Below are 21,184 nucleotides of genomic sequence, written 5' to 3' on the forward strand. Positions count from 1 at the left end.
ATGCTGGCAAGACCGCCCGGTCACAGGTTGCGCCAGAAGCGGTACAAAGTGTCACCGGGGCTGTACCGAAAGCGTCACAGGCAGCGTCCGCCGGTCCGACAAAAACCGCGTAAAGCCTTGATTTGTCTGACCTGCAAGGCAGTGGCCCGACCTTTGCTCTACGCTTATAACAAGCGCACAAGCGCTCTCTCTTATAAGTACAAAAGCCAAGGAGAAAACATCATGCGTTACGCTCACCCCGGTACTGAAGGCGCTATCGTTTCGTTCAAGAGCAAATACGGTAACTACATCGGCGGCGAGTTCGTCGCGCCTGTCAAAGGTCAGTACTTCACCAATACCTCGCCAGTAAATGGCCAACCCATTGCCGAATTCCCTCGCTCCACGGCCGAAGACATCGACAAAGCCCTGGACGCTGCCCACGCGGCTGCCGATGCCTGGGGCGCCACGTCCGTCCAGGCTCGCTCGCTGGTGCTGCTGAAAATCGCCGACCGCATCGAGCAGAACCTGGAATTGCTGGCGATCACTGAATCCTGGGACAACGGCAAAGCCGTGCGTGAAACCCTCAACGCCGACATCCCGCTGGCCGCTGACCATTTCCGCTACTTCGCCGGTTGCATCCGCGCTCAGGAAGGCAGCGCCGCCGAGATCGATGGCAACACTGTTGCGTATCACATCCACGAACCACTGGGCGTGGTCGGCCAGATCATCCCGTGGAACTTCCCGATCCTGATGGCCGCCTGGAAACTCGCCCCGGCCCTGGCTGCCGGTAACTGCGTGGTGCTCAAGCCTGCCGAACAAACCCCGCTGGGCATTACTGTGCTGATGGAGCTGATCGGCGACCTGCTGCCGCCGGGCGTGCTCAACGTGGTGCAAGGCTTCGGCAAAGAAGCCGGCGAGGCCCTGGCCACCAGCAAACGCATCGCCAAGATCGCCTTCACCGGCTCGACCCCGGTCGGCTCGCACATCATGAAATGCGCGGCCGAAAACATCATCCCGTCCACCGTGGAGCTGGGTGGCAAGTCGCCGAACATCTTCTTCGAAGACATCATGCAAGCCGAGCCGACTTTCATCGAGAAAGCCGCCGAAGGTCTGGTGCTGGCGTTCTTCAACCAGGGCGAAGTGTGCACCTGCCCTTCCCGTGCATTGGTGCAAGAGTCGATCTACGACGACTTCATGAAAGTCGTGATGAAGAAAGTGTTGTCGATCAAGCGTGGCGACCCGCTGGACACCGACACCATGGTCGGCGCCCAGGCGTCCGAGCAGCAATTCGACAAAATCCTTTCGTACCTGGAAATCGCCAAGGGCGAAGGCGCCGAGCTGCTGACCGGCGGCAAGGTGGAAAAACTCGAGGGCAACCTGGCGACCGGGTATTACATCCAGCCGACCCTGCTCAAGGGCACCAACAAAATGCGTGTGTTCCAGGAAGAAATCTTTGGCCCGGTGGTGAGCATCACCACGTTCAAGGACGAAGCCGAAGCCCTGGCGATCGCCAACGACACCGAGTTCGGCCTGGGTGCCGGCCTCTGGACCCGCGACATCAACCGCGCCTACCGCATGGGCCGCGCCATCAAGGCCGGTCGCGTGTGGACCAACTGCTACCACCTGTACCCGGCACACGCCGCGTTTGGCGGTTACAAAAAGTCCGGCGTCGGCCGTGAAACCCACAAGATGATGCTCGATCACTATCAGCAGACTAAAAACCTGCTGGTGAGCTACGACATCAATCCGTTGGGCTTCTTCTAAAGCGGCGCGACACCGCGTAACGGCTTTCGCGGGCAAGCCTCGCTCCTACAAGAGCCTGGTTTGCTCGCGATGGCGCCCCCCTCACACCTAACATCGCCCTGCCGCTCTGGCACGGGCTTTGCGTGCCCGCTCTACACGAAAACGTCGTACCGCAAGTCCAACAGATCAAACAATAAAAAAGACAGCGAGGACTTATGACTTCTTCCACACAGCTCAAACCCACACTCGGTACCCTGCATCTATGGGGCATTGCCGTCGGCTTGGTGATTTCCGGCGAGTACTTCGGCTGGAGTTATGGCTGGGGCACCGCAGGCACCCTGGGTTTCCTCGTCACCGCATTGATGGTGGCGACGATGTACACCTGCTTCATCTTCAGTTTCACCGAACTGACCACCGCGATTCCCCACGCGGGCGGGCCGTTTGCCTACAGCCGTCGGGCCTTTGGTGAGAAAGGCGGATTGATCGCCGGCATCGCCACCCTGATCGAATTCGTCTTTGCGCCCCCGGCCATCGCCATGGCCATCGGCGCTTACCTCAACGTGCAATACCCCGAACTTGATCCCAAGCTCGCGGCCGTTGGCGCGTATTTCGTGTTCATGGGCCTGAACATTCTCGGCGTCAGCATCGCCGCCACCTTCGAACTGGTGGTCACCGTGCTGGCAGTCGCCGAATTGCTGGTGTTCATGGGCGTCGTTGCGCCGGGCTTCAGCTTCAGTAATTTCGCACTTAACGGCTGGTCGGGCGCCAACGAGTTCACCATGGGCTCGATCCCCGGCATCTTTGCGGCGATCCCCTTTGCGATCTGGTTTTTCCTGGCCATTGAAGGCGCGGCGATGGCGGCTGAAGAAGCCAAGGACCCGAAACGCACAATTCCCAGGGCTTATGTCAGCGGCATTCTGACCCTGGTGTTCCTGGCCATCGGCGTAATGGTCATGGCGGGCGGCGTCGGCGACTGGCGCCAACTGTCGAACATCAACGACCCGCTGCCTCAGGCAATGAAAGCGGTGGTCGGCAACAATTCAAGCTGGATGCACATGCTGGTGTGGATCGGCTTGTTTGGCCTGGTGGCCAGTTTCCACGGGATCATCCTTGGCTATTCGCGGCAGTTCTTCGCCCTGGCGCGTGCCGGTTACCTGCCTCGCGGCCTGGCCAAGCTCTCGCGTTTCCAGACCCCGCACCGCGCCATCCTCGCTGGCGGCGTAATCGGCATTGCGGCGATTTACAGCGACGGCCTGGTTAACCTGCAAGGCATGACGCTGACGGCTGCGATGATCACCATGTCGGTATTCGGCGCCATCGTGATGTACATCATCAGTATGCTGAGCCTGTTCAAACTGCGTAAAACCGAACCGAACCTGGAACGCAGCTTCCGCGCGCCGGGCTATCCGATCGTTCCGGGGATCGCGCTGTTTCTGGCGGTGGTGTGCCTGGTGGCGATGGCGTGGTTCAACCCGCTGATTGGGTGCGTGTTCCTCGGCTTCATGGCGGCCGGTTACTTGTATTTCCATCTGACCGCCAAGCAGCGCTTCGACGCACCGGCCGATGCGATGCTCGAAGGCGTCTGAGTTGCACCGGCGCCGGGCCTGTTGTCCGGCGCCTGCCATATAGAAGTGCACGCAGTTCCCCTGTGGGAGCTAGCCTGCTGGCGATTGCGGTCTGACAGTCAGCATCGATTTTGAATGACACACTGCAATCGCCAGCAGGCTGGCTCCCACAAGGGAATGTCAGGGTATCAAGACTTCTACACATCAGGAGGACACCGTCCCATGGCCCAATTTGCCCACTCCGTCGGCGCCCAGACCTACCGCTTCGCGAGTCTCAAGGACGTCATGGCCAAAGCCAGCCCGGCGCGCTCCGGGGATTTCCTGGCCGGCGTCGCCGCCCTCAACGATGGCGAGCGCGTAGCGGCGCAAATGGCCCTGGCTGACATCCCGCTGACCCACTTCCTGCAGGAAGTATTGATTCCTTACGAGGCCGATGAGGTCACCCGGCTGATCATCGACACGCATGACAAACACGCGTTTACGGCCGTCAGCCACCTCACCGTCGGCGGTTTTCGCAACTGGCTGCTCAGCGATGCGGCCGAAGAACAGAGCCTGCGCGCCCTGGCGCCCGGCCTGACCCCGGAGATGGTCGCCGCCGTGTCGAAGATCATGCGCGTGCAGGATCTGGTGCTGGTGGCGCAAAAAATCCGCGTGGTCACGAAATTCCGCGGCACGATGGGCTTGCGCGGGAGGTTATCCACGCGCCTGCAACCCAACCACCCCACCGACGAACCGGCCGGCATTGCGGCGAGCATTCTCGACGGCCTGCTGTACGGCAACGGTGACGCGATGATCGGCATCAACCCGGCCACAGACAACATCGCGTCGATCTGCGCCATGCTGGAAATGCTCGACGCGATCATCCAGCGCTACGAAATCCCGACCCAGGCCTGCGTGCTGACCCACGTCACCACCTCCATCGAGGCGATCAATCGCGGGGTTCCGCTGGACCTGGTGTTCCAGTCGATCGCCGGCACCGAAGCGGCCAACGCGAGTTTCGGCATCAACCTGAATGTCTTGCAGGAAGGTTACGACGCCGGGCTGAGCCTGAATCGCGGCACCCTGGGCCAGAACCTGATGTATTTCGAAACCGGCCAAGGCAGTGCCCTGTCAGCCAACGCCCACCACGGCATCGATCAACAGACCTGCGAAACCCGCGCCTACGCCGTGGCGCGCCATTTTAAGCCGTTCCTGGTCAACACCGTCGTAGGATTCATCGGCCCGGAATACCTCTACAACGGCAAACAGATCATCCGCGCCGGCCTTGAAGATCACTTCTGCGGCAAGCTATTGGGCGTACCGATGGGCTGCGACATCTGTTACACCAACCACGCCGAAGCCGATCAGGATGACATGGACACCCTGCTGACCCTACTGGGCGTGGCCGGGATCAATTTCATCATGGGCATCCCAGGCTCCGATGACATCATGCTCAACTACCAGACCACCTCGTTCCACGACGCCCTTTACGCTCGCCAGACGCTGGGCCTGAAACCGGCGCCGGAGTTCGAACAATGGCTGGCGAGAATGGGCATCCTGACCCAGACGGACGGCAAGATTCACTTCGGCGACAGCCTGCCGCCAGCCTTCCGCCAAGCGATGGCGCAACTGGGATGAGTGTTGAAATGGATAAACCACCTGTTGATCCAGAGAATCCGTTGCTGCAACTGCGTCGCCTGACCCCGGCGCGGATTGCCCTGGGTCGAACCGGCACCAGCATGCCGACGAGTGCGCAACTGGATTTCCAATACGCCCACGCACAAGCCCGGGACGCGGTGCACTTGCCATTCGACCATGCAGGGCTCAGCTCACAACTGGCCGAGGCCGGGCGCGAGAGTTTGCTGCTGCACAGCGCCGCCACGAACCGGGACAGTTACTTGCAGCGGCCCGATCTGGGGCGAAAGTTGAGTGATGAGTCGGCGCAGATCTTGCGCGGGTACGCACAGGCAAAACCTGGGGGTGTGGACCTGGTGATCGTAGTTGCCGATGGCTTGTCGGCGCTGGCCGTTCATCGCCATACCTTGCCGTTTCTGGCGCGGATGCAAGAGCAGATTGTGACTGAAGGCTGGTCCGTTTCACCGGTGGTGCTGGTGGAGCAAGGCCGGGTCGCAGTGGCCGACGAGATTGGCGAACTGCTCGGCGCGAAAATGGTGGTGATCCTGATCGGTGAACGCCCTGGCCTCAGTTCGCCGGACAGCCTGGGGTTATATTTCACCTACAGTCCTAAGGTCGGGCTGACCGACGCCTACCGCAATTGCATCTCCAATGTCCGGCTCGAGGGCTTGAGCTACGGAATGGCGGCACACCGTTTGCTGTACCTGATGCGTGAGGCTTGCCGGCGGCAACTGTCGGGGGTCAATCTGAAGGACGAAGCCCAGGTTCAGACGCTGGAGTCGGACACAGGTGCAGACATGAAAGGTAATTTCCTACTGAGCCCGCCGAATACCTGAACCGTTTCCGCATTGCGTTTCTGTTCCGGTTTCAGGCAGGATCGATGCACGGCTGCCCGAGTGAAGAACCGTTCGCCGTCAGAGCACGTGAAGACAGCCACTTGAAGATGAGACCTATCGATGCGGATTATTCAAGCGACCCTCGAACACCTGGACCTGCTGACCCCGTTGTTCGTCAAATATCGCGAGTTTTATGGCTCACTGGCCTATCCAGACTCCTCTCGGGCGTTCCTTGAAAAACGTCTGCGGCGCAAGGAATCGGTGATTTACCTGGCGCTGGCCGATGGCGACGACAAACTGATGGGGTTCTGTCAGTTATATCCGAGCTTCTCATCCCTTTCGCTCAAGCGCGTGTGGATCCTCAACGACATCTATGTCGCCGAAGACGCCCGCCGCCAGCTGGTGGCCGACAACCTCATCCGTACCGCGAAGAAAATGGCCAAGGAAACCAATGCCGTGCGCATGCGCGTTTCCACCAGCAGCAATAACGAAGTGGCGCAGAAAACCTACGAATCCATCGGGTTCAAGGAAGACACCGAGTTCAAGAACTACGTGCTGCCGATCAGCGACGAGCTCTGATCCTTGCAGCCAGGCCAATTTCTGTGAGAAGTGGGCACGTTCCCTTCTCGCAGAAAGGGTTATTTATTGTCACGCGACTTCCTGTCGCCCCATCGACATCCCCCGCTACAATCTCGACGCGCGTTTCACCACTCAGGCCGTATAATGCCGACCTTTTCGGCTTGTAAGAAAAACTACACTCGTCTGTAGGCTTTCGCGAAGTCATCCGCACAGGCCTGCTGAGTCTGGCCGTCACCACAGGTGCCCTCATGGATTTCAACCCGATCGACCTTATCCTGCATCTCGATGTTTACCTCGACTTGCTGGTGAACAACTACGGGCCATGGATCTACGCCATCCTGTTTCTGGTGATCTTCTGCGAAACCGGTCTGGTGGTGATGCCCTTCCTGCCGGGCGACTCCCTGCTGTTCATCGCGGGCGCCGTTGCGGCCGGCGGCGGCATGGACCCGGTGTTGCTGGGCGGCTTGCTGATGCTGGCGGCGATCCTCGGTGACAGCACCAACTACGTCATCGGCCGAACAGCGGGCGAACGCTTGTTCAGCAACCCGAACTCGAAAATCTTCCGCCGCGACTATCTACAACAGACCCACGACTTCTATGACAAACACGGTGGCAAAACCGTGACCCTGGCGCGCTTCCTGCCGATCATCCGCACCTTTGCACCGTTCGTCGCCGGCGTTGCCAAAATGCCTTACCCACGCTTCTTTGCCTTCAGTGTCCTCGGCACCATTCTGTGGGTCGGCGGTCTGGTGACCTTGGGTTACTTCTTCGGCAACGTGCCGTTCATCAAGAAAAACCTTTCGCTGCTGGTGGTGGCCATCATCCTGCTGTCGCTGGTACCGATGATCATCGGCGTAGTCCGCAGCCGCTTCGGCAACGCCGCGCCTAAAACCCCATCGCGCTGACTCGCGATGTGGTCCCTGAGCGCCTGGCGTCGCCGGCGCATCCTGGCCAGACACCCGATTGCCGACGACCTGTGGCAACGGGTGCGCCATCACTTGAGTTTTCTCGATGGCCTCAGCGCCGCGGAAGATCAGTGGCTGCGCGAAGCCTGCGTGCTGTTCCTGGAAGATAAACACTTGACCGCCCTGCCCGGCGTCGAACTCCACCAGGAGCAACGCCTGCTGCTCGCCGCCCAGGCACAATTGCCACTGCTGAACCTGGGCGATCTGAACTGGTATCAGGGTTTTCACGAAATCGTCCTCTACCCCGACGACTTCCTCAGCCCCCAACGGCATCGCGATGCCAGTGGCGTCGAACACGAGTGGGACGGCGAACACAGCGGCGAAGCCTGGCAGCAAGGCCCGATCATCCTTGCCTGGCCCGGCGTGATGGCCAGCGGCGGCTGGGAAGGCTACAACCTGGTGATTCACGAACTCGCGCACAAACTCGACATGCTCAACGGCGATGCCAACGGCTTGCCGCCGCTGCACCCCGACATGCGCGTCAGCGAGTGGGCCAAGGTCATGCAGCACGCCTACGACGACCTCAATCGGCACCTTGACCGCAATCCAGACGCCGAAACAGCCATCGATCCGTATGCAGCAGAAAATCCCGCCGAGTTCTTCGCCGTCACCAGCGAATACTTCTTCAGCGCCCCGGATTTGCTGCACGAGGCGTATCCTCAGGTCTATGAGCAGCTGAGGCTGTTTTACCGCCAGGATCCGTTGGCCCGGCTGCGGCAACTTCTGGCCAATGACCCGGTCTATCAGGCACACGACTAAGGTCTCTACGACCCTTGGTACGTAGCATCAACGGCGGAATATGCCTATAATCGCCGCCACTTTTTGGTCAATCCGGCCAAGTGTTTTTGGTCAACTAACGGGGGCAACGCCCAATGAGCTACAGCAAGATTCCGGCTGGCAAAGACCTGCCGAACGACATCTACGTCGCGATCGAGATTCCGGCCAACCACGCGCCGATCAAGTACGAAATCGACAAAGACAGCGATTGCCTGTTCGTTGACCGTTTCATGGCCACCCCGATGTTCTACCCGGCCAACTACGGTTTCATTCCGAACACCCTGGCCGACGACGGTGACCCCCTCGACGTACTGGTCGTGACCCCTTACCCGGTTACTCCAGGTTCGGTCATCCGCGCCCGTCCGGTCGGCATCCTGCACATGACCGACGACGGCGGCGGCGATGCCAAAGTCATCGCAGTCCCACACGACAAGCTCTCCCAGCTGTACGTCGACGTGAAGGAATACACCGATCTGCCTCCGCTGCTGCTGGAACAGATCAAGCACTTCTTCGAGAACTACAAAGACCTCGAAAAAGGCAAATGGGTGAAGATCGAAGGTTGGGGCGACGCAGAAGCCGCTCGCACCGAGATCATGAAGTCGGTTGCTGCCTACAAAGGCTAAGACGCCATGGGCCTCGTGCCTGTGACGACTTGAAAAAAACCCCGGTTGATCCGGGGTTTTTTGTGGGCGTCTATTAAGTGCCTTTTAAACAGGGCGTTTAGTTTCAGAGCGCTACGTTTTTTCTTGTTTAATTTGTTCCAAATACGTCTTACATCCGGTCGTAAATTTCCCTCGAAATTTGAACGGTTCGTTTATTCAAAGCCCGCCCCAGCGCCCGTAGACTCGTGTTTATGAAAAAGAACACTAGCGGCCCACGGTTTAAAGCGCTCCTCGAAAAAGCGAAAATAACGACGACAGGATTTGCCGCTTTCTTCGACACGGAGCCGCAAAATATCCACAACTGGTACACCCGCGGTGTGCCCGCCTACCGTATGGAAGAGGTCTCCAGACTACTGTCGGTAAACAGCGACTGGCTCAAGACCGGCGAAGGCCCACAAGACTCCAAACACCTGCGCCTGCTCGATGAGTCTGGCAACACCTTCGACGCCCAGGCCATTCGCGGCATCTACACGGTGGTCGAGCCCACCGATGTGGAACTGCCTCTCTACAAGGAAATACCCGTCACCCCGGGGTCCTGCAAAACCCACGTCGTCGAAGACCCCGGCCAATTCATCCGCCTGCCCAAAAGCCACCTCGACTCCCTGGAAATCAGATACACGGATGTCTTCTGCGTCCACATGATCGGCAACGGCATGGGCGAGCGGATTGAGGACGGCTCGACACTCGCCATCGACCGCGGACTCACCAAAGTGATTGATGGGGAAATCTATGCGATCGAGCATGACGGGATGCTGCGAATCAAATACCTGCACCGTATGCCGGGCAACGCCCTGAGGTTGCGCAGCTACAACAAGGCAGAACACCCGGATGAGATCTTCAATGCCGAGCAGATTGATAAGCAGAACATCAGGGTATTGGGATGGGTGTTCTGGTGGTCGACGCTGAACAAACGGCGGCCGGCGGTGCCGTTTTTGTAGCTCCCGGGCATTTTTACAGGCGAGCCCACTCCCACAGGCATCACACAATCCCTGTGGGAGCGGGCTCGCCCGCGAAAGCAATGGAACAGTCACCCTCAAATCCGGATGGGTTACTTGATCCCAAGCCTCCGATAGCCCTAAGACGCACACCACACTGGGAATCCCCCCAAAAAATCAGTATGCTGCGCCCCACATTTGCGCATCACCCCGCCCCGCGGCGCTGATCGCACCGACAAGGCAGATGACTTTCTCGCCGAGTCCCACAGCCGGACGCAAGATCCGGGTGTACGTTTTGAAGGCTGGCGCGGTTTACCAAAAATGAACCAAGCCAGTCCCCGAGAAGCCGGCCACAAGCCGGCTTTTTAATGCCTGAAAGACAAGCAGAATGCGGGCTTGATGCAAAGCGCCATATCTGACCCACACCGAGTTTCTGGTGTTAGCTTGACCGGTACTTAATCTTTCTTACACGTATTGCCTGATAACTGATGAGCAATCTGGCTCAAGTTGGCAAGGTGTTTGTCTGCATCGATGGCATCTGCATGCTGGCGCTGCTGGTGAAACTGCTCGTACTGCGACTCGGCGTATTGCTTGGCCATGTCGTGGGAGATCTTGCCGGCATTGTCGAGAATGTCGCGGTCGTTCAAAGTAAGGAAGCCATCTAGCTTTTTCACCCAGTCAGCCATGGACATGGGGATGCGGCGCATGGCCTGACCCTCGGCAAACACCAGGTATTGCTCGACCAGGTTGTTCAAGGCGCTGAGTTCTTCTGCCGAGAGGTAGTTCTTGGCGTTGGCGATATCCTGCTTGCGCACCTTAGCACCGCGCCAGTTGGTCAGGTCCATATGGGGTTTGCTGCTGTCAGCGCGGTGGTGAATAAGCTCGGCAGCGGTTTGCCCGGTAATTGCCCGGTAATTGCCCAGTGCACTTTGTTTTGCACGGTTTTGAAGAAGCCGATGCTGGCATCCTGGGTTGGGTCGTAGTCCACGCTGGTGGCGTAGATATCGGTGATCTTCTGGTAGAAGCGCTTTTCGCTGGTGCGAATATCCTGAATGCGCCGCGTCAGCTCTTCGAAGTAATCGAAGGGCTGGTCGGGGTTTTTCAGACGCTCATCATCAAGCACGAAGCCTTTGACGATGTATTCGCGCAGCTGCCGGGTGGCCCATTGGCGGAAGCGGGTTGCCGTATGGCTCTGTACGCGATACCCCACCGAGATGATGGCGTCCAGATTGTAGTGTTTGAGGCTGCGTTTTACCTGGCGTGTGCCTTCTTGGCGAACTACTAAGAAATCCTTAGTGGTTGCATTTTGATCAAGCTCAGCCTCGCTGAAGATGTTCTTCAGGTGCATCAGCACGTTCTCTGGCGTGGTGCTGAACAGTTCCGCCATTAGGGCTTGGGTCAGCCATACAGACTCGTCGACAAAGCGCACATCCAGCCGGGTTTGCCCGTCTTCGCTCTGGTAGATGATGAACTGTGAAGTGTTGCTGTCGGCACCATCCGTGCTCATAGCTAAAATCCTTCCTTGACCAGCAGCACCTTCTGCACGTCGCTCCATAGGTGGGCTTCAAGGTCGTTTAATGTAATCAGGGTCATTTTTTCTCGAAAAATCTTGAGCAACTATTCGGTCGCCTGCACCGCTGGCAGGCTAGAGATGGGGCAAGTGTACTGGATCAAAAACGTAAAGTCTGGGCTTGTAGACCGCTAAAAATCTGTTAAAAACCGGTCTCGAACGGCAAGAGAATGGTGGCCGGCGTGGGATTTCAGATCCTTAAAAAATCAATCAAACATTATGTTTCTTATAGATAAATTGATTGAAAACCAACCACAAATCATCATCATTTCTAATGTCCAAAAGGCCATTATCAGAGGCGCCTCTTCATGACCGTGTCCAAGACTCCTGCCGATAGAGAATCTCGACGACGCTCAACGCTTGAATACAAGACACTCATCGAAGCGGATGAGGCGCTGGTAGCGGTGGTTACAGAGCAGCTTGTATCGCCTCAGCGAGTAAAGGTAAGCCCGGATGATCTCGACTGCTCAGGCAATGTCTCGGAAAACATCTGAGCTTCCGATATTGGGCAGCAAGCCGCTGCCCAATTCAATTGTCCAACAGCCATCAGACAATTGGCCATCACGGATAACTAAACCCCTTAACCAACGTCAACTCCCCCACCGCCCGCATCGGCACCAGAAAAGTCTCCATCTTCTCGTTCGGCGTCCCCTCCTCCGTAATCACCGTCACCTGCGCCGTGGTCAGCGCCTGAACCGCCTCCTCCTGCCCCTCCTCATCACTCCGATACCCGCCCCCAAAGTAGTTCACATACACCAAATACTGCCCCTTGATCGGCGCCGGCATGGCGAAGATCTCCGGCCCATACCCCGTCGTCACGTCAACATCCAGCGCCGCACCATTGGGTGCAACCCGATCGCCGTACCAGATGTGCGCACCATCGGGCGTGATGAGGTGCAGGTCCAGATCCGTACCATCGCTGTCCCAGGCCAACAGCACCCGCAACTTGGCCGGCGTAGCCCCACCACTGGCATTAAGAAACTGCGTCCGAGACCGTTGCTGTCCATCGGCACTACGCACTTCAACGCTGTTGCTGCCATTGGGAAACGAGAACGGTCGATCAAAGCGCCCGGCCGGATCAATCTTCAGCGGCATGCTGACGCCGTTGACGATCAACCTGCCGGGCTGACCTGACTTGGGCGCAGCTTTGATCTGGCCGGTAATCCGTGCAGTGTTGGCCTGTCCCACCGGGGTATTCACCGAAGAGGCCGGGTAATTAACCATCTGGCGAAAGTTTTCACCTTCCCCCTCAGCCGCGCCGGTGCGCCAACCGCCAACGGGCGTATCGAGTTTCACGCCGCTCTCAGCCGCAAACACCGTCGGCAATACACAAAAAGAACAAAGGAACAGGAGGACCTGTGGATAACGGAGTTTCATGGCCTATTCCAGCAAGAGGTGGCGGGCGAGCCCTTCGATGTAGGTTTCATCCTGGCCGTTGGGATGTGCTTCGAAGGCCAGGTGCAGGTATTCGTGGGTCAGGTCGAGGCGGTCTTGCAGTGACAGCACGCCGCGCACGTAGATGCGTTGACGTTCGCGGTCGACGTAGGGGCGGCCGAAGACCAGGCGGCAGACGGCGAAGGTGCTGACGTCGTTGTAGCCGACCTCGCTTTCCAACCGCAAACGCCAACCGCGGCGTTGCTTTTGTAGCCAGTCTTGCGCGGCGGGCAGTGCTTCGCAGGAGGCGACGGGATTGTCCCAGCGGCTGAGGCTGGCGCGTGGGTAGGCGTGCACCAGGATGGCGTCGTAGCGCTGGCCGGCGTTGGCTTGTTCGACGGCTTGCTGCCAGGAGAGTTTGTCCGGGCCGGGTTGGTCGGAGTGGTAGGTGACGGTGCTGCCGGCCATGACGAGGTCGCTGGTCCAGGCGGCGATGTAGCGTGATTCAGCGGTGGCTGGGCGTGGGGCGACGCGTTGACGGTTGCTGCTGTCGTCGATGCTCAGACAGTCGCCATTGCGGGTGGCGTTTTGCAGCAGATAAGTGCGGATGGCGACGGCCAGGGCTTTGGCGGCTTCAGCGGGTTCGGGTTTGGCTTCGCGCTGGAGGACACGGGCGACGTATTCTTCGCGGTCCAGACGGGCGATCAGTTTGTCCTTAAGCAAAAACAGTTCGCCATCGCTGTGGATATCCAGCTGATTGCCATTGGCGAACTCGACGCGATAGTCGCCCTGCAGAGGCCCGGAAGAAACAACCCGATCCCCCGCAAGAACACGCCCGATCGGATAACGGGAAAACAGACCGACCTCGACACATCGTCCCGCGTCCACGGGCCAATCCACCGGCAACACCGAAGCCAACGCAGCACCGTAATGACGAAGCACCATCTGACTGGTCCCGCGCCCGCCCGCCCAGATCGGTGTGCCGTCCGCCATCCAACCCGCAAACCCGCCCTGACGCGACGCAGGATCCTGATCGCCCAACCAGCTCCAGGTTTTCACCCGCAACCGGCCACCGAGTTCGCCCACGACATTGCCGTCGGCGGCGCTCAACACCACATCGAGCAACACCCGGCGCGCCTGATCCTGCGCCGGCATCACGGCCAGCACTTTCAGCAATTGCGCCACCGACACTCGCGTAGAAGGCTGCATCGAAGGCAAGTTCTGCAACCATTCCGGCGCCTGCCGTGCCTGCCAATACTCCCGCCAGCCAGCCTCAGAAATACCCAGCCGCGCAGGTTCGAAATACAACCCGCACGACTTCATCAACGCCTGATCGCGCTCGATCTTGCCGCCCGCCGTGCAGCAATAAACTTCCTCTTTCGACTGCCCGCGACACTCGTAAGCCGGCTCGCGGGCGCCGGTATCCACCAGCCAGCCGTACACAAACAACTTCCACAAACTGCCCAACGGCGCCTGCAAATCACTGGACAATGGCTCGCGTGAAATCACCTGTGTCTGGCTCAACGAAATCAACTCGCCCTTGAAACCCAGGCGCAGCGGCTCCTCCTGCGCTGTCGCCAGCGCAGGAATCAAACACAGCAGCCACCAGACCAGCGCTCGTGGCATGTCAGTTGACCGTGACCTGGCCGAGGGCGGGTTTCTGTTCCTGAGCCTGGTGCTGCGGCGCGTAGACCTGAGTGAAACGCACCGGCGGCAGGTTGAATTGGCCTTTCTGCGAGAAGCGCACCAGATGACGCAGGCGCAGTTCGCCGCTCAAGGCATCGACCGGAATCGCGTAAGCCATCTGGCCCGGTTCGAAACGCGCTTTCTCCAGCGCGGTCGGCTCAGTACCGGCCTTGCCCATCAACTTGATGCCCCACGTGGTGCGTTCGACATCGGCGCCCGGCGGCAGCGGCACTTCGAGCATGCCGTAGCGCAGCGGTTTCGCGGCTTTGCTGGTGATGATCACTTCGTCCAGGTACAGGCTGTCGCTGGACAACGGCTTGCTGCCTATCGCTTCCAGCTTGAAGGTGAAGGCTTCGTCACCCGGCACCAGACGCGACAGGCGACGGGTGATGGTCACCGCCATCGGATCAACCAATGGCTGCCGGGTCTGGAAGCTCAACGCGGCGCGCAACGGACGTTCCTGCGTCCCGGCCAGCGACAACACGGCCGGCACCGCCGAAGCACCCTGCCACGTCCAGTACATTTCACCGGTGTCACCGTGTTGTTTTTTCCAGCCTTCACCTGGGGCCAGTGCGATAGTGGGCGATGCCTGCTCGATGCTGCGTTGCAACCAGGTCAGCGCCAGAGCGCGTTCCAGGGTCGATTGCTGTGGCAGCAAACGTTGCAACAACGCTTGCGCGTGAGCCTGATCGAAGGGTTGCAGCGACAGGTTCAAGGCTTCGGCAAACGGTTGGGAACTTACGGCCAGACGCTGTTGCGCATCCGGCAGTTGACGATTGAATACGTCAGGCAGCGTCACCTTCGATTGCTTCGCCAAAGAGGCAGTCAACACACGAGCAGCCGCCAGACCCAGCGCGGAATCTGGATCGCTCATGACGATGCTGTCTTCTCCATCCTCCATCAGGTTCGCCGCATTGCCCTCGCCCGCTTTCGCCAGGTCATCCATCAAGCCACTGAGCAAGGTGTTGACCGGCAATTGCATCTGCTTGGCGAACGACAGAATCAGCGCCCGCTGCAACAGCGGCGTGTTTTGCGCCTGCTTGGAATACACCTCCAGCACCCGCTGCCAATGCTCCGGCGGCAGGCTCAGTTCCAGTGCTTTGCTGGCATGCCAGTCGGCGTAATAGGCGTAGGCAGTGAGGAATGCATCCGGCTCGCCGTCCATGCCCCACCAAGTGAAACTCGCCGACGGCCCGGCCATTTGCACCAGGCGCAGACGGCTGTTTTGCATGATCAGGCGCAAGCGATCGCGGATCTGCGGGTTCGACGACAAGGTTGGATACGCAATGCTCAACGGCAGCAAACGGCTCGCGGTTTGTTCGACGCCGCCGTATGGATAGCTCAGCAGATCATCCAGCGCCGAACGGAACAGCGCTTGCGGACTGTCATCCAGACGCAGGCGAATATCCGTCGCGTCCGCCGGCAAGGTCAGCGGCATGTCACCACTGGCCACGTCCAGGCTTTGGCTTTGCGTGACCTGCCAGCCTTCGCCGGTCGCAGTCAGGCGCACGGCCAGGGCGTCGGCGGTTTTGCCGTCCTGCACCAGTTCGGCAGTCCACTCGCCGGAGGTCAACGCAAACGCCGGCAGCGCGATGTAGTTGATGCCATTGTTCAGCGTTACTGGAACGCGTTGTTCCGCTCCACCGTAATGAATCACCAGCTCGGCCTTGACCGGTTTTTCGGCCTGGCTGAACGCGAACACACCGAGATCCGGTTTGTCGCCATTGCGGAATTGGGTCGGACCGCTCCATTTCAGGTACAGCGGTTTCTCCGAGCGCAGGAATTGCTTCTTCTGCCCGACCTGGCCGTCATCGGCAATGGCCCGGGCTGTGATGCGCCAGCGGGTCAGCGAATCCGGCATCTTGAAGGTGAAGCGGATTTTGCCGTTGGCGTCGGTGATCAATTCCGGTTCCCACGCGGCGGTATCAACGTCTTCACGGCGCGGCCGCTCCAACACTTTCACGCCCCGCTCGCTGCGGTTGGCTTTGCCCGGTGCACCGGGGCTGCCCGGCAACGCAACGTCGTAGCTGATGAACGACAGACTGGCGCTGGTGCGCACATTGTTGCGACGCGGGTGGTAGAAGAACTGGTCGATGGTCGGCGCAACTTCCGGCTGCAGCGCGTAGACCATTTCATCGACCACGCTGACCGTCAGGTGTGCCGGAATTGGCTTGCCGGCGAACTGGGTGGTCAGGTCCACCGACACGGTATCGCCCGGCTGATACGCCTCTTTGTCCGTGACGATGGCCACGTCGATTTGCGGCGCAATCACCTTGATGCCAGCGTTCTGGAAACTGTACTGGCCGCCCTTGGTGTACAGCACCGAGAACGTCAGGTTCGGCGCGAAATTGTCCTTTACCGGAATCCGCGCGCGGTATTGGGTGTCGCTGAGTTTTTCCATCTTCAGCCAGTCGCCGCCCTTGGACAGCAACGCCGTGGACTCGACTTTGTCCCGTTCCAGAGACAGCAGCGCATCGCTGACCGGCTCGGGAAAAGTGATCAACGCCAGGGCTTCGTCGCCCGCCTTGTACTCCGGTTTGTCGAGGACGATTTCCACGGTGCCGGGCACGGCTTTGACGCCATCGCCGGTCACCGAATGGCCGGTGGCGCCGACGACGCGGCCATGGTCATCCTTCAACGTCAGGTTGTAGGTGCCCGGACGGTCGAAGGCCAAGGTGAAGCCTTTATCCGTCGCAGCGAGTTTGCCTTCGCCGGTGCTCTGATCCTCCAGACGCACCCAACCGTAACTGCCCGGCGTGACGGCTTTGGTCTGCTCGCTGCCACCTTCATTCAAATAGCTGAACGCAACCTTGTCGCCCACTGCGCTGAAGCGCTGCGGAGCGCTCAAGCGGAAACTCGCGGCGCCACGGTCGATGAGGATTTCCTTGGTGGTCTTGACCCGATACGCCGCGCCATCGCTGGCAAACACGGTGAGCATGTAGCGGCTCGGTTTCTCAGCGGCCGGCAGGTCGAGGGTCGCGCTGCCTTTGCTGTCGGTGGTCAGTTCGGTGCTGGTCAGCTCCACCGGGAATTGCCCGAGGTATTGCAGCTCGTTGTCGACCATCGACAGTTGCTGGGCGCGCAGGCTCAGGGTCAGTTTGGCATCGGCCACCGGCTTACCGTCCGGGTACAGCAGCACGAGGCTGCCCTTGACCGGTTCACCGGTGCGGTAATCCTGCTTGGCCAGGTTCAGCGAGATTTCGAAGTGCGGCTTGATGTATTCGGCAACACGGAAAGCGCTGCTGTAGGCCTGGTCCTTGTAGCTGAAACGCAGTTCATAACCGCCGGCCACGGCGTTGTCCGGCAACTGGAAGCGCCCTTGGGTGCCGGCCTTAGAGTCGAGTTTCAGCGCCAGCGATTGCAGCGCGGTGCCGGTGGCATCGAGCACGGTCACGTTGACGTCGGCAGCGGTCGGCAACACCGAATCCCGGGCGTTCTTGAACTCGCGACCGACGATTTTCAGCGACACCCAATCCCCCGGCCGATACAGCGGCCGGTCGGTGAAGGCATAAAGTTTGGTGTCGTAGATTTCGCTGTCGTAATAGAAGTTCTCGGAGACAAACACCCCGCCCTCTTCGTCCTCGCCAATCACAAACGAACGCTCGGGGCTGACGTGTTTCAGGCGCAGCAAACCATCGGCATCGGTGGCGCCGCTGCTCATCACGCCCAGGCCATCGGTCCACAACACATTGACCTTCGGCACCGAACTGCCCTCGTGCTTGCGCGCAGCCCAGACCACCAATTCATCGCCGGCAATCTTGCTCACGGCGACGGTGTTGGAAACGAAGACCATGGTGGTCGCGCGGTACTTGCCGATCAGCGCTTCCACCAGATAAAGACCGGGTTTGAGGTTGCCCAACGGGATGTACACGTTACCCGGCGCAACGCTGACGAACTCGCTCGACGAACCGGCCAGGTTCACACCGGTAGGCGGCTGGATCGGTTTGGCTTGCCACAGCGGATAACGGAACTGACTGACCACCGGCAAACCCGGAATCAGCGCGAATTGCGGCTGAGCGTCGTAAGGCGTTGGCGCGGCAATCGCGCTGCCCATCTTCAGTTCCGGCACTTCCTCGGTGACTTGTTTACGCGATTCGTAGGAAAACGCCCGCTGCATCACCCGACGGGATTTGCGATACCAGTTGTCCCACAGGTACGCGAGGGTATTCGACAGGCCTTCGCCCTTGAACTGGCCATCGCTGACCACGCGGTGCAGGTTCTTCTGGCGCTTGAGGAAATCCAGCGGTTTGTCGATGCGATACACGCGAATGTCTGCGCCGCCGTAAGGCTCCATGCGGAACCGACGGTAATCGCGGCCCGGCGCTTCGAGGCGCACCATCGCCTGCTCGTCGGCGGCGAAACTGCTGTCGGCCAGCAGGAAAAAGCTTTCACCGGCCACCGGTGTGTAGCCGCTCGGCTCGACGGTGTCTTCGGCGTTGACCGCCGAAAACGGCAGCACCAAAACCAACAGCAGAGGCAGAAAACGCAACATGCGGGCACCGATCATTGGGAGAGAAAGTTCAGTCGATAGACGCCGATGAAGTTGGGGTTGGCTGCGTCGGGTATCCATCGGGTGTCCTTCCATGTCATGAGTTGCTGCAGGCTCGCGGAACGCATGCCGTTGTCAGTGGGGGTGGTGGTGCCGGTGTGATAGGCAATGAAGCGGCCCATCCAGATCATCAGGTGCTGGTCGTCGCCCTGATCGAAAAACATCAGGTCGCCGGGCCGGGCTTGCGCCAGGTCGCGACCGATCAGATGGCTGTTGAACTGAATCAACTTGATCGCGTTGACGTAGGGCCCGACCTTGCCGCCGCCCTGCTGCCATTGCTGGGCGAGACCGCGTTGGGCCTCGCTCAATTGCAGTTCCGGCGGCAGGTAGCGGTTGGACAGGCCATTGCTGCGCAGCCATTTGTCGTCATGGACTTTCAGCGCTTCGTTGGCGGCGAACCGCACCAGCCCGGCGCAGTCCTGCTGATACCAGCGCGGGCTCGGGCCTTGAGTCAGTTGTTCCTGGGCGATGCGCACGAACCAGGCGCGGAACACCTGGGATTGCTGCGGATCCAGCGCTGCGGCTTCACCGGCAAATGCGCGGCTGCCCAGCAACATCGCCAGCAGGCCGAGGCCTCGGATAAGAGCGGTCACAGAGCTTTCCATTCCAGCGGCAGCCACTGCCAATGGCCGTCCGGCTCGCTGCCTTCGGGCAAGGTCAGGGCGTATTTGCCATAACCGCCGAGCTTGCGCAGTTTCGGGATCAGGTAGGTCTGCGCGGCGTTGTAGAACACCGGTTCCATGTCCTGCGGCAGGCTGTCGAGGGTTTCCTGTTGCATCAGTTGCGCCATGGAGTCCGGGCCGAAGTAGACCGGCATCAGCAGGTCTTTCGGCACCACGTCGGCCATCGGCGGGAAGCGTTTGTCGAGGGTGCCGAGGGCCTTGTCCACGAGTTTGTCGTCGAGGGAGAACAGCAGCGTCGAACCGTGACGCGCCAGGCTGACTTTCATGAACGCCTTGCCGGTGATTGCATCCGGGTTCTCGGCGTCCTTGGCTTTGTAGGGACCGAAGTTGGAACTGACCTGGCGCTGCCACTGATGGCTTTGGCCTTCCTGTTTCTCGACCACCGGGAACGCGTGTTCTTCGACGTTGCCTTCATAGGCGCCAACCATCGAGCCGAACAGGCTGCCCAGGTCGCCGTCGAGCTTGGCGCTGTCATCATCGTTCAGGCTGGCCACCAGCAACGGCGTGTACAACCGCGAATCGGCGTACCAGCACAGCCCGGCGGCACCGGCCATGTGTTCGGTCAACGCCTGAGCCACGGATTCTTCGGCACCGAGTTTCACCAGCAGCGGTTTCTGCTGTTCGGCGGCGAGCGGCAGGGCGACACAGGCGCTGGCGCCCATCGGCATGGCTTGCCAGATCGGCTTGAAATCGAAGTCCGGCTGGTCGTCCAGTTCGTCCATGGCGAGGAAGCTGTGCCAGCCCTTATCGTCCATGTCGAAGCGCAGGCCGGCAAAGTTCGGGATGAAACGCTGATAACCCATCGCCAGAACGCTGGAATTGACCGACAGACGTTGTTTCACTTCAGGTGCGCGCGGTGGCAGGCCGAAGGCTTCGGGGAACAGTTTCTGGCCGCCGAGCAGTGCTTCCAGCGATTGAGTCGAAACCATGCCGAGCTCATCGATCGGGCCATTACTGTTGTCGTACAGTTTCGAAGGATTGGACAGCACCACCAACTTGTCGCCATGAGAGGCAAACAGCAGCGCTTTGCTGTTGTTGTAAGTGAGCTGATACAGCGGCACCGTATCGCCGGCGACCTTGATGTCACCGAGTTGCGTCAGCTGCGAATCATCCAGCGCTACTTTCGCCAGTGGCTCCAGCACCTTGGCCAGACCACCGCGATCCATCACCAACAAAAAGTCTTTCAGCCGACCGTCCGCCCCACGCCACAACGCCACATCGGCTGGTTGATCGAAGAGCTGCTCGATCAAACTGTCCTGCAACTTCAGGTCATGCTCGTAAATGATCCGCCGCAGACTGCCGATCAAGCCAAGTCGATCCGCATGCGCTTCGTAATAGAAGACGAAATCTTCGGTCAGGGTTTCCTTGAGGAACGGCACCGCCAGCAAGTCCTTGGGCAATTGGCTCAAGGAGTGGGTTTCGAGCAGACCGTCCGGGCGGCTCATGCCCAGTTTGTCGCTGGCCAACTCCGCTGGTGGCGTCTTGGGTTTGTGCATGAACCAGCCCAACCCGGCCGCAACACCGGCAACGAGGCACAGCCCGATCAGCACAGCCGGCCAGCGGCGTGAAGGTTTGGCGGCCGGTGTCTCAGCGGCAGGAGAAACAGTGTTATCGCTCATGTTCACGCTCATGTTCCCAAAGCTCAGCAATTCATCCGTGGAGCGGGA

17 protein-coding genes are annotated in these 21,184 nt (G+C 59.7%); 10 read left to right on the forward strand and 7 right to left on the reverse strand.

The window, feature by feature from the left end:
- Positions 1–222: 222 nt before the first annotated feature.
- The 9 genes from exaC to ACA051_RS26140 all read left to right on the forward strand — a co-directional run bounded on the left by exaC (position 223) and on the right by ACA051_RS26140 (position 9,658).
- Positions 223–1,743: an acetaldehyde dehydrogenase ExaC gene (exaC, locus tag ACA051_RS26100; RefSeq protein ID WP_497372468.1), complete on the forward strand. Its 1,521-nt coding sequence runs from the start codon at positions 223–225 to the stop codon at positions 1,741–1,743.
- A 194-nt stretch (positions 1,744–1,937) separates the two neighbouring features.
- Positions 1,938–3,308 (forward strand): ethanolamine permease, encoded by a 1,371-nt coding sequence (gene eat / locus ACA051_RS26105; RefSeq protein WP_497305746.1) that lies wholly within the window; start codon positions 1,938–1,940, stop codon positions 3,306–3,308.
- Positions 3,309–3,509: 201 nt separating this feature from the next.
- A complete protein-coding gene (locus tag ACA051_RS26110) occupies positions 3,510–4,904 on the forward strand; it encodes an ethanolamine ammonia-lyase subunit EutB (RefSeq protein WP_497372470.1) in 1,395 nt (464 codons plus the stop codon).
- Between the two features lie 8 nt (positions 4,905–4,912).
- Positions 4,913–5,737 (forward strand): ethanolamine ammonia-lyase subunit EutC, encoded by an 825-nt coding sequence (eutC, locus tag ACA051_RS26115; protein WP_497372472.1) that lies wholly within the window; start codon positions 4,913–4,915, stop codon positions 5,735–5,737.
- A 120-nt stretch (positions 5,738–5,857) separates the two neighbouring features.
- Complete coding sequence (locus ACA051_RS26120; RefSeq protein WP_109635166.1) at positions 5,858–6,316, forward strand: GNAT family N-acetyltransferase; 459 nt, start codon at positions 5,858–5,860, stop codon at positions 6,314–6,316.
- Positions 6,317–6,564: 248 nt separating this feature from the next.
- Positions 6,565–7,221, forward strand: a complete 657-nt coding sequence (locus ACA051_RS26125; RefSeq protein ID WP_497305751.1) for a DedA family protein — start codon at positions 6,565–6,567, stop codon at positions 7,219–7,221.
- Between the two features lie 6 nt (positions 7,222–7,227).
- Entirely contained in the window at positions 7,228–8,040 is an 813-nt protein-coding gene (locus ACA051_RS26130) for a M90 family metallopeptidase (RefSeq protein ID WP_497305752.1), read from the forward strand.
- A 113-nt stretch (positions 8,041–8,153) separates the two neighbouring features.
- The gene (gene ppa, locus ACA051_RS26135) at positions 8,154–8,681 is read left to right on the forward strand and encodes an inorganic diphosphatase (RefSeq protein WP_282379152.1); all 528 of its coding nucleotides are present in this window, start codon (positions 8,154–8,156) and stop codon (positions 8,679–8,681) included.
- Positions 8,682–8,911: 230 nt separating this feature from the next.
- A complete protein-coding gene (locus ACA051_RS26140) occupies positions 8,912–9,658 on the forward strand; it encodes a S24 family peptidase (protein WP_497305754.1) in 747 nt (248 codons plus the stop codon).
- Between the two features lie 452 nt (positions 9,659–10,110).
- On the opposite strand, the gene rhuM (ACA051_RS26145) is transcribed toward ACA051_RS26140, so the two are convergent.
- Together rhuM (ACA051_RS26145) and rhuM (ACA051_RS26150) are read right to left on the reverse strand one after the other, a co-directional pair.
- Positions 10,111–10,500, reverse strand: coding sequence for a RhuM family protein (rhuM, locus tag ACA051_RS26145; RefSeq protein WP_497372474.1), 390 nt, complete (start codon positions 10,498–10,500; stop codon positions 10,111–10,113).
- Positions 10,491–11,210 (reverse strand): RhuM family protein, encoded by a 720-nt coding sequence (rhuM, locus tag ACA051_RS26150; protein WP_497372476.1) that lies wholly within the window; start codon positions 11,208–11,210, stop codon positions 10,491–10,493. The genes rhuM (ACA051_RS26145) and rhuM (ACA051_RS26150) overlap by 10 nt, the downstream gene beginning before the upstream one ends.
- A gap of 323 nt (positions 11,211–11,533) precedes the next feature.
- On the opposite strand from rhuM (ACA051_RS26150), the gene ACA051_RS26155 reads away from it, so the two are divergent.
- Positions 11,534–11,719, forward strand: coding sequence for a hypothetical protein (locus ACA051_RS26155; RefSeq protein ID WP_497372478.1), 186 nt, complete (start codon positions 11,534–11,536; stop codon positions 11,717–11,719).
- 67 nt (positions 11,720–11,786) lie between these two features.
- On the opposite strand, the gene ACA051_RS26160 is transcribed toward ACA051_RS26155, so the two are convergent.
- The 5 genes from ACA051_RS26160 to ACA051_RS26180 are packed head-to-tail and all read right to left on the reverse strand — an operon-like array spanning position 11,787 to position 21,136.
- Entirely contained in the window at positions 11,787–12,602 is an 816-nt protein-coding gene (locus ACA051_RS26160; RefSeq protein WP_497372480.1) for a YfaP family protein, read from the reverse strand.
- Positions 12,603–12,605: 3 nt separating this feature from the next.
- Positions 12,606–14,225, reverse strand: coding sequence for a DUF2300 domain-containing protein (locus ACA051_RS26165; protein ID WP_497372482.1), 1,620 nt, complete (start codon positions 14,223–14,225; stop codon positions 12,606–12,608).
- A 1-nt stretch (position 14,226) separates the two neighbouring features.
- On the reverse strand, positions 14,227–18,792 hold the full coding sequence (locus ACA051_RS26170; protein WP_497375640.1) for an alpha-2-macroglobulin family protein: 4,566 nt from the start codon (positions 18,790–18,792) through the stop codon (positions 14,227–14,229).
- On the reverse strand, positions 18,789–19,439 hold the full coding sequence (locus ACA051_RS26175; RefSeq protein ID WP_497372483.1) for a DUF1175 domain-containing protein: 651 nt from the start codon (positions 19,437–19,439) through the stop codon (positions 18,789–18,791). The genes ACA051_RS26170 and ACA051_RS26175 overlap by 4 nt, the downstream gene beginning before the upstream one ends.
- The gene (locus tag ACA051_RS26180; protein ID WP_497305767.1) at positions 19,424–21,136 is read right to left on the reverse strand and encodes a DUF2138 domain-containing protein; all 1,713 of its coding nucleotides are present in this window, start codon (positions 21,134–21,136) and stop codon (positions 19,424–19,426) included. Before ACA051_RS26180 ends, ACA051_RS26175 begins: the two co-directional genes overlap by 16 nt.
- Between the last annotated feature and the right edge of the window lie 48 nt (positions 21,137–21,184).

The sequence above is a fragment of the Pseudomonas sp. LBUM1669 genome (assembly GCF_059695705.1).